The 13,530-nt window shown below is 37.6% G+C and carries 13 protein-coding genes; 3 read left to right on the forward strand and 10 right to left on the reverse strand.

Annotated elements, in window-relative coordinates; all coding sequences use genetic code 11:
* Positions 1-155: 155 nt before the first annotated feature.
* Both OLM58_RS17600 and OLM58_RS17605 read right to left on the reverse strand, forming a co-directional pair.
* Positions 156-1,256: a hypothetical protein gene (locus tag OLM58_RS17600; RefSeq protein WP_264529926.1), complete on the reverse strand. Its 1,101-nt coding sequence runs from the start codon at positions 1,254-1,256 to the stop codon at positions 156-158.
* Between the two features lie 145 nt (positions 1,257-1,401).
* Positions 1,402-2,682 (reverse strand): acetyl-CoA C-acetyltransferase, encoded by a 1,281-nt coding sequence (locus tag OLM58_RS17605; protein WP_264529927.1) that lies wholly within the window; start codon positions 2,680-2,682, stop codon positions 1,402-1,404.
* Positions 2,683-2,892: 210 nt separating this feature from the next.
* Between OLM58_RS17605 and OLM58_RS17610 the strand changes: the two genes are divergently transcribed.
* On the forward strand, positions 2,893-5,274 hold the full coding sequence (locus tag OLM58_RS17610) for a TonB-dependent receptor (RefSeq protein ID WP_264529928.1): 2,382 nt from the start codon (positions 2,893-2,895) through the stop codon (positions 5,272-5,274).
* Positions 5,275-5,421: 147 nt separating this feature from the next.
* On the opposite strand, the gene OLM58_RS17615 is transcribed toward OLM58_RS17610, so the two are convergent.
* From OLM58_RS17615 to OLM58_RS17640, 6 genes are all read right to left on the reverse strand, one after another.
* Positions 5,422-6,444, reverse strand: coding sequence for an LLM class flavin-dependent oxidoreductase (locus tag OLM58_RS17615; protein ID WP_264529929.1), 1,023 nt, complete (start codon positions 6,442-6,444; stop codon positions 5,422-5,424).
* Between the two features lie 189 nt (positions 6,445-6,633).
* Positions 6,634-7,023 (reverse strand): DUF1634 domain-containing protein, encoded by a 390-nt coding sequence (locus OLM58_RS17620; RefSeq protein ID WP_264529930.1) that lies wholly within the window; start codon positions 7,021-7,023, stop codon positions 6,634-6,636.
* Between the two features lie 4 nt (positions 7,024-7,027).
* On the reverse strand, positions 7,028-7,864 hold the full coding sequence (locus OLM58_RS17625; RefSeq protein WP_264529931.1) for a sulfite exporter TauE/SafE family protein: 837 nt from the start codon (positions 7,862-7,864) through the stop codon (positions 7,028-7,030).
* A 188-nt stretch (positions 7,865-8,052) separates the two neighbouring features.
* Positions 8,053-8,295, reverse strand: a complete 243-nt coding sequence (locus OLM58_RS17630; RefSeq protein WP_237732288.1) for a hypothetical protein — start codon at positions 8,293-8,295, stop codon at positions 8,053-8,055.
* A gap of 286 nt (positions 8,296-8,581) precedes the next feature.
* Positions 8,582-9,019, reverse strand: a complete 438-nt coding sequence (locus OLM58_RS17635) for a DoxX family protein (RefSeq protein ID WP_264529932.1) — start codon at positions 9,017-9,019, stop codon at positions 8,582-8,584.
* A gap of 70 nt (positions 9,020-9,089) precedes the next feature.
* Complete coding sequence (locus OLM58_RS17640) at positions 9,090-9,458, reverse strand: winged helix-turn-helix transcriptional regulator (RefSeq protein WP_264529933.1); 369 nt, start codon at positions 9,456-9,458, stop codon at positions 9,090-9,092.
* An 81-nt stretch (positions 9,459-9,539) separates the two neighbouring features.
* Between OLM58_RS17640 and OLM58_RS17645 the strand changes: the two genes are divergently transcribed.
* Both OLM58_RS17645 and OLM58_RS17650 read left to right on the forward strand, forming a co-directional pair.
* Positions 9,540-10,418, forward strand: a complete 879-nt coding sequence (locus OLM58_RS17645) for an NAD(P)H-binding protein (protein ID WP_264529934.1) — start codon at positions 9,540-9,542, stop codon at positions 10,416-10,418.
* A 168-nt stretch (positions 10,419-10,586) separates the two neighbouring features.
* The gene (locus tag OLM58_RS17650) at positions 10,587-11,600 is read left to right on the forward strand and encodes a zinc-binding alcohol dehydrogenase family protein (protein ID WP_264529935.1); all 1,014 of its coding nucleotides are present in this window, start codon (positions 10,587-10,589) and stop codon (positions 11,598-11,600) included.
* A gap of 18 nt (positions 11,601-11,618) precedes the next feature.
* Here OLM58_RS17650 and OLM58_RS17655 read toward each other — a convergent pair whose 3' ends face one another.
* Both OLM58_RS17655 and OLM58_RS17660 read right to left on the reverse strand, forming a co-directional pair.
* Entirely contained in the window at positions 11,619-12,323 is a 705-nt protein-coding gene (locus OLM58_RS17655) for a LytR/AlgR family response regulator transcription factor (protein ID WP_264529936.1), read from the reverse strand.
* A gap of 4 nt (positions 12,324-12,327) precedes the next feature.
* The gene (locus OLM58_RS17660; protein WP_264529937.1) at positions 12,328-13,416 is read right to left on the reverse strand and encodes a sensor histidine kinase; all 1,089 of its coding nucleotides are present in this window, start codon (positions 13,414-13,416) and stop codon (positions 12,328-12,330) included.
* Positions 13,417-13,530 lie beyond the last annotated feature (114 nt).

The raw sequence follows: 13,530 nt of genomic DNA on the forward strand, positions 1-13,530 counted from the left end.
ATAGAGACATAGGTTTTCGAACGGAATAGAAGACGTTTCACTTCAAATAAAACGTATAACTATGCAAAAGAAATGTTTTTGTCTTTTGTATCCACTTCTTAGAATTCAAGTCTATGTTTCTATGTGTTAAATGTTTTTCATATCTTATGTAAGTACTATTTGATGAATTTCTCTACATTCGGGATTTTCTCAAGTGCCTTTGTGTTTTCAGCCAGGAGTTTAGATGCGGCTTCATTTATTTTGCTTGCCGGAATTGCTTTCCATTTGTTGATGTCCTTTTCGAAATCGTTTCCAAATAAAACTCTTGATAAATCTCTTATCACACAATAAGCGGCAATTGAATGGCCATTATCGCTATCATAGTTTCCGGTATTGATAAAAAACTGCAATCGTTTCATCAGACCTTCCTGAGAATAAAGAGAAACTTCAGTTAATTTACCTCTGTATTCCAGATCGGCAGAACCAACCCCTTTTAATTTTGGGAATAGTTTATAGTCGGCAAAGTGCCTTCCTTCATGACCAATGTAGCTTACTCTAAAGTTTTCGGATTTTAAGTCATAGGCTTTTTTTACGCAAAACAAAGCTTCTTTTGTAGCCCAGCCTGCAGGATAATAGCGTCCCAGAGTAGCATATTCGCTCCAGCCCAGGGTGACAAAATCATCCATAAAATAGATTTTAATTGGAGTTTCTTTTCCATCATAAGTAACTTTGTAGATGGTGTCTTTTTCTGTTTTCCAAACGAGTAAGTCATATAAACCTCCTGTTTTTCCAAATCCGGTCGTATGATAACCTAAACTCGCGATGTATTTTTTTTGATAGACATTGATGCTGTCTTCGTTAAGCGTTAGGTTTTTGGCAGACGGGAAATTCGTTTTAAGAAAATTCGAAACGTTTTTCAGGATCAGAGTATCGGTTTTCTTTTCTTTGTTTAGGAAAGAGAAACGCCAGTAATCTCTGTAAATCTTTAATAACTGATCTATTTTTGATTTTCGGGTTTCCAGAAAATCACTTTTGTCTTCTGCAAACTTAAATCGGTTTTCAAAGTTGGTTTTGAATTTTAAGTCTTTATCAGCTATTTTTTTATTGGGATCGATTTCCAATAGCGGCAAAGCTGATTTTGGATTCCCATCTAAAGCCAGCGAGTAGATCTTAGTGTAATCCAGTTTTATACTGTCGTTAGGAGTGGTCTGAGCATTTATTTTCGAAAATGAAAAGAAAGTGAAAATGAGTAAAGTGGTAAGTTTTAAAGTTCTCATGTAGTAATGTTTGGATTAATTGATTAGCGTTTTTTATACTATAGAGACTTTTCTTTTGATTTTGTTACAGTTTGGTTTTAAAAATAATAAACCGGACAGGTTTCTAAAGCCTGTCCGGTTTGTTGTTCGTAGCGATAGGAATTAATTATTTTTCGATTATCATGGTCACGCCTTGTCCTCCGGCAGCGCAGATTGAAATTAGGCCGCGTCCGGATCCTTTTTCGTTTAACAGTTTAGCCATAACACCAATGATACGACCTCCTGTGGCAGCAAAGGGGTGTGCTGCTGCGAGACTGCTTCCTTTTACATTCAGTTTTTCGCGATCGATTGGTCCAAGGGTTTTAGGCAGTCCAATTTGAGCACTTAGCTCAGGACTTTCCCAGATTTTCAGAGTGGCTAAAACCTGAGCGGCAAAAGCTTCGTGAATTTCATAATAATCAAAATCCTGCAAGGTCAAACCTGCTTTATCAAGCATGCGACTGACAGCAAACAAAGGAGCCAATAGAAGATTCTGCTGATTTTTGACATATTCGATGGCAGCAATTTCAGCAAAGGTGATGTAAGCTAAAATGGGCAGATCATGTTCTTTTGCCCATTCCTCACTGGCTAAAAGAATGCAGGAAGCGCCATCAGTTAACGGAGTTGAATTTCCTGCAGTTAAGGTTCCATTGATTTTGTCAAAGGCGGGTCTTAGCCTGGCCAGTTTTTCCAGCGTGCTGTCTTTTCTTAAATTATTGTCCCTGTCAAGTCCGTTGAAGGGAGTGATCATATCGTCAAAAAAGCCGTCATCATAGGCTTTCGCCATATTCAGATGACTTTTTAGCGCAAAGTTGTCCTGATCTTCGCGAGAGATTTTGTAATGTTTGGCAGTGATTTCGGTGTGACCTCCCATTGAAAGTCCGGTTTGAACTTCTTCATTTTTGGGAACCAGCGGAGCCAAATCTCGAGGACGAATTTTTAAAAAGAACTTTATTTTTTCAGTAATTGATTTTGCATTTCTGACATGGAGTAGAATTTTTCGAAGTTTGTCGCTCACCGCCATCGGAATATCACTTATAGAATCAACACCTCCGGCGATTCCGCATTCAATTTGTCCCAATGCAATTTTATTAGCGATATAAATGGCACTTTCGATTCCGGTATCACAAGCCTGTTGCAAATCGCAGGCTGGAGTAGCGGGATCGAGTGTTGTTTTCAGGACACATTCCCTCATTAGATTATTGTCGTAAGTATGTTTGATTACGGCCCCTCCGGCAACTTCACCGATTAATTTTCCTTTCAGATTGTATTTGGTTACAAGACCATCAAGAGCAGCGGTCATCATTTGTTGGTTTCCAACTTCGGCGTAGGCAGTATTAGCTCTCGCAAACGGAATACGGTTGTATCCCACAATAGCTACTTTTTTGAGTGTGTTTGTGTGATTCATAATTGAGATGGTGTTTTTGTCCTTAAAGATAAGCAGAGTTATTTACTATTGACGGATTTATAATCCAAAATAATAAGTTTTGGCATTGTATTCAACGATTTGATTTTAAATTATATTTATTTAGAATAATTAAAAATAATTTGCAAAACGATGTTTTAGCCATTACTTTTACCAGCGAAATAAAAACCAATACAAATAATTATGAATACCATGAGAATAAAAAAAGTTTTATTTTTTCTGATTTTTCTAAACTCATTAGTGATGATGGGGCAGGAAAACGGAAAAGTAACCGGAAGGGTTTCTTTAACCGGAAATGTGCCGGCAGAAGGTGTTTCTGTCGCTCTTAAAGGAACAAGATACAGCGCTATTACGAACGAACACGGACAGTACGAAATTAAAAATGTTAAGCCTGCCAGTTATACCATCAACATTAGTGCAGTTGGAATTCGTCCCGTTGAGGACAGAATTACAGTGACAGCAAAGCAAACGACAACAAAAAATTTCAAGCTTTCGGAGAGTCAGGAAGATTTGGACGAAGTGGTGATTACTAAAAACAAATACAAACAAGACAAACCTTCTTTGTCCTTACGTCTTCAAACACCTGTATTGGAAATCCCGCAGAATATTCAGATTGTGAGCGGTCAGACATTAAAAGATCAGCAGATTGTGAGTATGAGTGATGGAGTAATCCGAAATGTGAGTGGTGCTGTGCGCTCTGAGCATTGGGGAGATTTGTATACCAATATAAAAATGCGCGGTTCACAAGTTCAGGCGTTTCGTAATGGTTTTAATGTGGTTTCTTCTTCTTGGGGACCGCTTACCGAAGATATGAGTTTTGTAGACCATATTGAATTTGTAAAAGGCCCGGCAGGATTTATGCTTTCCAGTGGTGATCCAAGCGGATTGTATAACGTAGTAACTAAGAAACCAACCGGAATAACAAAGGGTGAAGCCAGTGTAGTTGCGGGAAGTTATGATTTTTACAGAGCGAGTATTGATCTTGACGGGAAATTGGATAAAAAAGGAAAGTTATTGTACCGTTTTAATGCTGCAGCCCAAAACAGAGGTTCGCACCGTTCCTTTGAACACAATAACCGTTATGTAATTGCTCCGGTACTTACGTATCAGATTGATGATAAAACAAAAATTACGGCTGAATACAATTTTCAGTATGCCAACATGACTGAGGTAGGTTCTTATTATGTATTTGGACCTAAATCTGATGGATATACCACTTTACCGGTTGGATTTACCCTGACACAGCCTGGTATTCCGGATACTAATATTCAGGACCATAGCGGGTATTTTATGTTTGAGCATAAGTTTGATGATAACTGGAAACTGACAGCACAAACTTCTTATTTCAAGTACATTCAGCAAGGATATAGTTCATGGCCCAGCAAAATTGGTTCAAGTGAAGATGCTCTCGGAAAAGGCAACATTATTAGAAATGTAGGCATTTGGGATGCAGAAAGTAATATGTATTTAGGTCAGATATTCGTAAATGGGAAGTTCAATACAGGGTCTGTTACGCATAAAATACTAAGTGGTGTAGATTTGGGTAATAAAGATTATATGGCAGACTGGGGACAGTCTCACGATCTTGATACCGCTGCAAATCCATTTAATGTTTACAGCCCAAATTACGGTACACCTTCAAATGGCTTTCCGGCTTTCGATCGTACAACACCACTTTCAATTAGGGCTGGTGGTAAATTGACACAAGAATATGCAGCAGGTTATATTCAGGATGAGCTGGGTTTCTTCGAAAACAAATTAAGATTGACTCTTGCAGCACGATATACCTGGATTAGTCAAAACAGCTGGGGAACAGAAGAGTCAGACAGCCATATCACACCACGTGTAGGATTTAGTTATTCAGTGACCGATAATTTGGCCCTTTACGGATTATACGATCAGGCTTTTATTCCACAATCCGGAATTATTAAAAATGGAGATCGCGTAAAACCACTTACAGGAAATAATTTAGAATTTGGGGTTAAGAAAGATTGGTTTGACGGATCATGGAGTACTACATTATCGGCTTATCGTATCGTAAAGCAAAATGAGCTTACTTCTGATCCTAAAAATGGTCCAAATGATGTTTATAAAATTGTTTTGGGAGAGAAAAGAGCACAAGGTATTGAATTTGACGTAAGAGGAAAATTATTTGATGGACTTAATCTTATTGCTAATTATGCTTTTACAGAATCGATTGTAACGAACTCTGCTATTACAACTATAGGTGTTGGTTCTGTGGTACCGGGCTTTGCCAAACATACTGCAAATGCATGGTTGAACTACAGCATTCAAAGCGGAAAGCTAAAAGGATTAGGAGCTTCGATAGGAGGGACTTATCTGGCAGACCGTCAAACAGACAGCTGGAGTGTTGGAGGGGTAAGATTGCCAAATTATTTTAAATTGGATGGAGGTCTATCTTATGAAACTGGTAAATTTAAAATTACTGCCAATGTGTTTAACATTCTGGATAAATACCTATACAGCGGATCTTATTATGAGTGGCTTACGGCTTACTATTGGCAAACAGAAGCCCCAAGAAACTTTAGAGTGGGGGTAACGTATAAGTTCTGATTTTTTAGGTACTAAGGCGCTAAGGTTCAAAGGTACTGAGGTGCTAAGGTACTGAGTGCCGTTTAAAAAATAACCCGACAGATTTTAAAATCTGTCGGGTTTGTTTGTTTTACCAAATAAGAAATCCTTTTAATCTGTGGCAAAAAACTAGCCTTTTTGAATGAGTGGAATTACTTTTGTACCTATAAGTTCTATAGCAGTCATGAGTTGTGTGTGCGTGAGACCGGCATTGTCCATTTGAAAGGTGAATCTCGAAATACCGCCAAGTGATTCACTGTGACGCAAAATTTTATCAGCAATGCGTTCAGGATCTCCCACAATCAGTACACCCTGATCGTCAATTAATCCGTCAAATTTGGCTTTGGTCACGGGCGGCCAACCGCGTTCCAGACCTAATTTTGTCCAAAGTTCAGCATAGCCAGGATAATACTCTTCAATAGCCTTTTCGGTGGTATTTGCAGCAAATCCGGGTGAATGTAGTCCCACTTTAAGTTCTTCGGGTTGGTAACCTGCAGCTTTTCCGGCTTCACGATACAAATCAACTAAAGGACGAAAACGATGGGTCTGTCCTCCAATAACCGCGACCATTAAGGGAAGTCCTAGAGATCCTGCCCGGATAAATGATTCAGGAGTTCCGCCAACACCCAGCCATACAGGAAGTTTTTCCTGCAAAGCTCTGGGATAAACTGGAAGATTATTTATGGAAGGGCGAAATTTTCCTGACCAGGTCACAAATTCATTGTCTCTGATTTGAAGTAAGAGATCTAATTTTTCTTTAAAAAGTTCGTCGTAATCATTCAGATTAAATCCAAAAAGGGGGTAAGCTTCGATGGAAGATCCACGTCCTACTACAATTTCGGCTCTACCTTTTGAAATTAAATCAAGAGTTGCAAAACTTTGATAGACTCTTACCGGATCGGCAGCACTTAGAACCGAAACAGCACTTGACAATCGAATGCGTTTGGTCCGTGCCGCAGCCGCACTTAAAATCACAGCGGTTGCCGAATCTAAAAACTCTTTTTTATGGTGTTCACCAATGCCAAAAACATCAAGTCCGGCCTGATCTGCAAGCTCGATTCTTTGCAACAGCTGTTCCATTGCATCAACACTGCTTAGCGTATTGTGGTCTCCATACATCGCCGAAGCGAAACTGTCAATTCCTATTTCCATTTTTTTAGGCTTTAGGCTTTAAGCTTTAAGCTTTAAGCAATATGCTTTTTTTAGAAAGCCTACAGCCCAATACTTATCGCGGTTAGTATTTTTTTTTAGCCTTAAGCTTTAGGCCTTAAGCTTTAGGCTTTAAGCAGTAAGCTTTTTAAGAAAGCCTAAAGCTTAAAGCTTACGGCTTATAGCCATTAATTAATGAGAAAAACCAAAGGAAACACTGATGAGGATAATGATTATAACTATTAGAGTAATACCTACATACAGATAATCCTTTTCCAGTAAAAACGAAAATAGTGATAGTAGAACACGTAAAACCGGGGTTAGAAAAAGCAGGATGATCCCAAAAAAGATCAACGATTCGCCATTTCCCTGAATTACGCCCTGATATATTGCCGAAATTACTTCAAAGATATTACGGTCATTTTCATGAAAGACCGAATAATCTTCAATGTCTGCGTGATGATGCATTAAGTAAACAATCCCACCAATAAAAGCTACGGATAAAGAAATCCAGACACCATAGCGCAATAAATTTCCGATAATGGTTTGAAAATCTTTTTCTCCAAATTTTTCGTGTTGCATAGTCTTAGATTTTTCCATTAATTCCGTTATAGATCATATTTACTGCCAATACAAAGATGAGACAGGCAAAGAATATTCTTAGTTTCTTAGGATTTGTTTTCACGAGAACTTTCGCTCCTGCCATCGCTCCAAAAAGCACACCGACTACTACAGGCATACAGATTCCGGGTTCGATGTATCCTTTCTGAATGTAAATGACAGAACTTGCCATTGCGGTAACTCCCATCATAAAGTTACTGGTGGTAGTAGAAACTTTAAACGGAACTCTCATAATATTGTCCATGGCAATTACTTTAAAAGCTCCGGAACCAATTCCTAATAAACCGGACATCATTCCGGCAATTCCCATCATACTGAAACCGCCTATAACATTTTTAGTTCCGTAGTGAACAACTTCACCATTGTGCGTGGGATAAGTACCTTCTAATTTTAGTTTTTTAGCCAAAGGGCTAGATTCTAAAACAATATGTTCTTCTTTTTTACGAAGCGAATTGATAGCCGAGAAAATTAAAGTGAGCCCAAATAAAACGGCAATAAACGAAGTAGGAGCGATGGTTGAAAGCAGGGCTCCGCAAACAGCACCTATTGTGGTGGCAATTTCCAGAAAAATACCCAATCGCATGTTGGTGATGCCTTCTCTGACATAAGCTGCGGCTGAACCTGAAGAAGTTGCAATTACAGAAACCAGAGCCGCACCAATTGCATAATGAATGTCAACGCCAAGAATGACTGTTAAAAGTGGAATTATGATAATCCCGCCACCTAAACCTGATAATGAGCCAATAAAACCTGCTAAAAAAGCACCAAGAATCATAATCAGGGTAAACGTAAGTACTGTCATTCGTATCGATTTTGTTACCGCTAATTTACGAATTGAAATTGGGAGAGGAACTGTTTTATTTCTTAATTAAAAACTAAAAGGACATTATCCTAAAGTATAAAGGATGAAAAATAATGCCAAAATAATTCTAACTGATTGATTTTTAAAGAACAATCAGGGAGGTTGATGATGCGCTAAGATTGAAGAACTTACTGGTTGTCTTCTATTATTTTTTGCACACTATGGATAAAAGTCTCCGTATCCTTAACATCCTGCTTGATGTATAAATCATATTTGGTTAATTTATACTGATCAATCATGTCTTTTTTTAAATACTTTATGAGAGATTCGAGTGTTCGGGTATCTTCCTCATTTTGCCTTTTTAATTCCCTTTGTTTGCTTTGCAAGTAATCCAGACTGTTTTTTAATCTCTCGACATTTAACTTTTCCACTCTTTTCCTTCGTTTAAAATTATTTAATAAACGATATCCCGGGAGGTTATTAAGCTCAATATGCCCCAAAAACCATTACCATTTGAGTTTAATTCCTCCGGAGTATCGTATTTTCATACATACGTTTAAATTGAGAATTTAGATTTGGGAATTGTTATATAATTTGTATTGCGATTTATAAAATTTGTATTTGAGGTAAGCAGGTGGTTGAAAGCCAAATATTTTGGCCTTTTTGCAGGTAGTTATTTTTTGAGGTTTTTTTGTTTTGAATGAGTTTTATAAATTTTTATTTGGATCGATTGTCTAAAGCGAGATACGTTTTCTCCAAAGAAGAAAGCAATAAGGCTGCTGCAGCACTTGTTAGAACCGAGTAATCAAAAGGAGCTTTTATAGAGACTGAAACAGCCATGGAGACAGCAAAAAGAAGCATTAAACCTGCAGTTCCCAAAGCAATGTAACGGGTTTTAAATCCTATGATGAGAAACAAACCAAACAAAATCTCGAAAAAAGTAGCCAAAGCACCTAAGATTTCGGCTAATGATCTGCTTGCATAAGCATTTAAGGTTTGAGTATAAGTAATAAAATTATCCCAGTTACCCCATGCCACTCCAGGAGCACCAGGGGCACCCCAAAAGCCAAAACGATCTGCAACAGCGGAGAGCATAGTAACTCCTAAAACAATTCTTAAAATAAAACCTGCCTGTAGTGTAGAAGTTTTTTCCATTTGGATCTTTTTAGGTAAAGATAACAAGATGTTCTGCTACTTTGATGATTATTTTTGAGACCAAACTATTTTAAGAATTTTTAAATCCATCTTCCTTATCCTTGAAGGCCCATGCCGCCATAGCTTCGATAACAGGCATTAAGCCTTTTCCCGAAGGACTTAAGCTATAGGTCACAAAAGGAGGTACAACCGGTTTAGCTTCTCTAATGACAAGATGATCGGCTTCGAGCTGTTTTAAATGTTGTATCAGCATCTTTTCGGTAACTGCAGGGATAGCCCTTTTTAATTCGCTGTAACGTTTGCTCCCGCCTGAAAGATGGTAAATGATAATGGGTTTCCAATAGCCTCCAATTTTTTCCATAACATAAGTTACAGGACATTGGTCTAAAGCATATTGCTTGTTTTCCTGAATAGTCGATGATTCTTTGATTGCGGTCATATTGCATACTTTAGGGTAAGTACTTGTATAAAAGTAAGTACAAATATACCTTTGTTACAGAACATAAAAAAATAAACAGAGATGAAAATTACAATTTCAGGTTCATTAGGAAACATAGGTAAGCCATTGACCCAAAAACTTATTGCCTCGGGACATGAGGTAACAGTAATCAGTAGTAGTTCAGACCGGGTAAAAATGATTGAAGCAGCAGGAGCCAAAGCTGCGATAGGTTCTGTAAGTGATGCCGCTTTTTTGCAAAGCGCATTTGAAGGAGCTGATGCTGTGTTTGCAATGACTCCGCCTAATATGGGAGGAGTTAATATCATTATCAATACTACGGAGGCCGGTAAAGCACTTGCAAAAGGCATAGCAGCTGCCGGAGTAAAACGTGTTGTAATGCTGAGCAGTATTGGTGCAGATTTACCGGGAGGAAATGGTCCAATTGCCGGACTTCATAATATCGAAAAATTGTATGAGTCATTAGAGAACGTATCGGTTACATATCTTCGTGCGGGTTTTTTCTACACGAATTTGTACCATGATGTTCCAATGATTAAGGGAGCGGGAATTATTGGAGCAAATTATCCCTCTAACACTACAATTCCTTTTGTACATCCTGAAGATATTGCCACAGCAGTGTCTGAAGAATTACTTAAAACGATAGCGGGAAAGAACATTCGTTATATTGTAAGTGATGTGCGAACTCCGGATGAAGTAGGCAAAACTTTAGGCTTAGCCATTGGAAAACCGGATTTACCATGGATAGAATTTACCGATGTACAATCTCTTGACGGAATGAAACAAGCGGGACTACCCGAAGAAATTGCTGAATTGTATACCGAAATGGGATCAGGTTTTAGAAACGGTAAAATTGCAGCGCATTTTTTAGGCGATTATAGTTCTGTTGAAGGACGAATTAAACTGGAAGATTTTGCAAAAGAATTTGCCGCTAAATTTTAAATAGTGAAAGTAAGAAGCTGGTTTTAGGATCAGCTTTTTTTAGTATTTGAGAATTCTAAAGTGCTATTGACTTTTGATAAGAATATACTGGTTTAGTATAAAAATATACCGTTTGTAAGATTCGGACTGTATTTATCTTTGTAATAATAGAATTTAAAAATTATAAAGATGAAAGCCATAGGATTTAAAACATCGTTGCCAATTGCTGAAGAAGAGAGTTTTATAGCATTTGAAACTCCAAATCCAGTTCCCGGAGAACGTGATGTATTAGTAAAAATTAGTGCAGTATCTGTTAATCCCGTCGATTTTAAAATTCGTCAGAATAGTACAAAAGATACCGTTTTAGAAACTCCGAAGATTATAGGCTGGGATGCTGTAGGTATTGTTGAAGCGGTAGGAGAGAAAGTAAGCCTGTTTAAGGTGGGAGATGAAGTTTTTTATGCCGGAGATATTACGAAACCGGGCAGCAATGCCGAATACCAAAATATTGACGAACGAATTGTAGGCAGAAAACCAAAGTCCTTAAGCCTTGAAGAATCGGCAGTCATACCTTTAACCGGTTTAACCGCCTGGGAAATTCTTTTTGACCGCATTAGAATCAATCCTGAAAAAGATAAGGGTAAGTCGATCTTAATTATTGGAGGGGCAGGAGGAGTAGGTTCGATCGCTATTCAATTGGCCAAGAAAATTGCAGGTTTAACCGTTATTGCAACCGCATCCCGCCCAGAAACTATAGCCTGGTGCAAAGAGCAGGGAGCCGATTATGTAGTCGATCACCGAAATTTAATTGCTTCAGTTCAGGAAGCCGGGTTTCAACAGGTCGATTTTATTTTAGATTTTGTAGATACGAATTCCTATTGGGATATTATGGTCGAATTGATTAAACCGCAAGGACATATTGCTTCTATTACCGGAAGCAGTGATCCCGTGGCGCTGAATAAACTGAAAAATAAAAGTGCCTCTTTCTCGTGGGAGCTTATGTACACCCGATCGATGTATGAAACTGATGATATGCAGGAACAGCATGTTATTCTGAATACACTGGCAGATCTTTTAGATCAGGGCATTCTAAAATCAACGCTAAATGTAACCCTAACAGGTTTAACAGTAGCGAATATTAAAAAGGCACATGAACTTTTAGAGTCAGGGAAGACTATAGGGAAAATTGCTGTTAAGTTCTAAAGACAAGCAGGGACGCGGTTATGAACCTTTTAATATTTTAAAAACATATTCTTTGTAGCTTGCCCCGATGGGAATTTCTATGGAGCCAATTTCAACATCATAAGCGGTAAAGGCAGTAATGTTTTTTAAATTGATGATAAAAGAACGGTGTACGCGAAGAAAATCTTTTCCCTGAAGTTCTGCTTCAATATCGCCGATTTTGTATTTAGAGGTTAGTTTTATGCCTTCCTTCTGATGAACCACAATGTAGTCTTTCACACTTTCAATAAACAAAACATTGTCCGTATTGATTTTATGAAATTTAGTACCGCTTCTGATGTAAATAAAACTCTCGAGAGGTGGCGTTATAATTTTTGTATTGCTTGGGCCACTGATACGTAAATAACGATCGGTGGCTTTAAAGAAGCGATCAAAAGTAATAGGTTTGAGTAAATAATCTACAATGTCATGTTCGTAGCTTTCCAAAGCATATTCACGATAAGCCGTTGTGAAAATAATAGCCGGAGGGTTTTTCAATGTTTTTAAAAAATCAATTCCCGTGATCTGAGGCATTTTAATATCCAGAAACATCAGATCAACAGCCGTAGTTCTTAATACTTCGGCAGCTTTTAAGGCATTCGGACAGGTTCCTACAATTTCAAAATAATCCAGCTTACTGATGTGATTTTGCAGCAGGTTTATGGCCAAAGGCTCATCATCGACTAATAAACATCTTATTTTCATTTTTCTAAGCTTGGTTGGAATCGTTTTGCAGCTTGATTTCTAAATGGGCTGTAAAATGAGTATCGTTTTTGGTAACCTCAAAAGTATAATTTTCCGGATAAATTTTGTCCAGTTGCTGTATGATATTGTTCAGTCCAATTTTACCGTTTTCAGATTCAGTTTCACTCTTCCCAATAGTGTTTTTAACCGTAAAAGTAAAATGATTGTTCTTTAGTTTTAAATCAATAACTATAACGGGGGAATCCGTATCTTCTCCGGCACCATGTTTAAAAGCATTTTCTACTAATGAAAGTAAAATTAAAGGCGCAATAACATCATTATGGTCGATATCGGTATTAAAAATGACACTGAGCCTTTCGTCATATCGCAATTTTTCAAGTGCAATATAATTGTTAAGCAATGCAATTTCTTGCGAAACAGGAACATAAGTACTGCTGCAGCGATACAAAATACAATCTAATATTTCAGACAAAACCGCAATTGATGGTGAAGTAATGGGCGAGTTAACAAGGGAAAGCGAATAAATATTGTTGAGTGTATTGAACAAAAAATGAGGGTTCAATTGAGCTTTTAGCACTTTTAGTTCCGTTTCTGCTTTTTGCTTTTCCAGTAACAATGCTTTTTTCTGAACTAAATACTGGTTTTTAACCTGTTTTACAAAAACAAAGAATAAAGAAAGAAAAAAGGATTGAATAAAATACGATCGAAACAACTTTGAAATATCTGTAAAGATTTCAAAAATGGACTCCTGTATGAAAGGAGGGGTGCGTACAATAGGTTCCAGCACATAAATGATTATAGTTCGGTTAATAGCCGAGATAAGATAACAGCCCACTATAAATTCAAGCCAGACCATACTATGATTTTTGGGCGTCATTAAGCGCGGAAGAATGCGATAGGAAAGGAAATAGGCAAACAGCATAGAGAAAAACAGATCGAATGCAATTCCCAGCATTTCATTTGGAATGTTTAATGCAGGATCATCAAAATTGTTTTTACCAAGGAACATAATATACAGGCAGAACCAAAACACAATATGTGTTGGAACTCTGTGTGCTGAGGAATAGTTGATGAGTTTTTCGAATACTGACATAGCAGACCAAAGTTAGTATTTATTTAGAAAGAGAAAGAATGTGTCGACAAACAGGTTCAAAAAAGACATTAACGCCTAAAAAGCGTAGATAAACATCGTTAATACTCGTTATTT

Origin of the sequence: Flavobacterium sp. N502540, assembly GCF_025947365.1 — a bacterium.
In the GTDB taxonomy this organism is placed as follows: domain Bacteria; phylum Bacteroidota; class Bacteroidia; order Flavobacteriales; family Flavobacteriaceae; genus Flavobacterium.

What these genes read in the sequence shown, in the direction of transcription:
- OLM58_RS17600 (WP_264529926.1), bottom strand. Translation starts at nt 1,256, where the DNA reads ATGAGAACTTTAAAACTTACCACTTTACTCATTTTCACTTTCTTTTCA.
- OLM58_RS17605 (WP_264529927.1), bottom strand. Translation starts at nt 2,682, where the DNA reads ATGAATCACACAAACACACTCAAAAAAGTAGCTATTGTGGGATACAAC.
- OLM58_RS17610 (WP_264529928.1), top strand. Translation starts at nt 2,893, where the DNA reads ATGAGAATAAAAAAAGTTTTATTTTTTCTGATTTTTCTAAACTCATTA.
- OLM58_RS17615 (WP_264529929.1), bottom strand. Translation starts at nt 6,444, where the DNA reads ATGGAAATAGGAATTGACAGTTTCGCTTCGGCGATGTATGGAGACCAC.
- OLM58_RS17620 (WP_264529930.1), bottom strand. Translation starts at nt 7,023, where the DNA reads ATGCAACACGAAAAATTTGGAGAAAAAGATTTTCAAACCATTATCGGA.
- OLM58_RS17625 (WP_264529931.1), bottom strand. Translation starts at nt 7,864, where the DNA reads ATGACAGTACTTACGTTTACCCTGATTATGATTCTTGGTGCTTTTTTA.
- OLM58_RS17635 (WP_264529932.1), bottom strand. Translation starts at nt 9,019, where the DNA reads ATGGAAAAAACTTCTACACTACAGGCAGGTTTTATTTTAAGAATTGTT.
- OLM58_RS17640 (WP_264529933.1), bottom strand. Translation starts at nt 9,458, where the DNA reads ATGACCGCAATCAAAGAATCATCGACTATTCAGGAAAACAAGCAATAT.
- OLM58_RS17645 (WP_264529934.1), top strand. Translation starts at nt 9,540, where the DNA reads ATGAAAATTACAATTTCAGGTTCATTAGGAAACATAGGTAAGCCATTG.
- OLM58_RS17650 (WP_264529935.1), top strand. Translation starts at nt 10,587, where the DNA reads ATGAAAGCCATAGGATTTAAAACATCGTTGCCAATTGCTGAAGAAGAG.
- OLM58_RS17655 (WP_264529936.1), bottom strand. Translation starts at nt 12,323, where the DNA reads ATGAAAATAAGATGTTTATTAGTCGATGATGAGCCTTTGGCCATAAAC.
- OLM58_RS17660 (WP_264529937.1), bottom strand. Translation starts at nt 13,416, where the DNA reads ATGTCAGTATTCGAAAAACTCATCAACTATTCCTCAGCACACAGAGTT.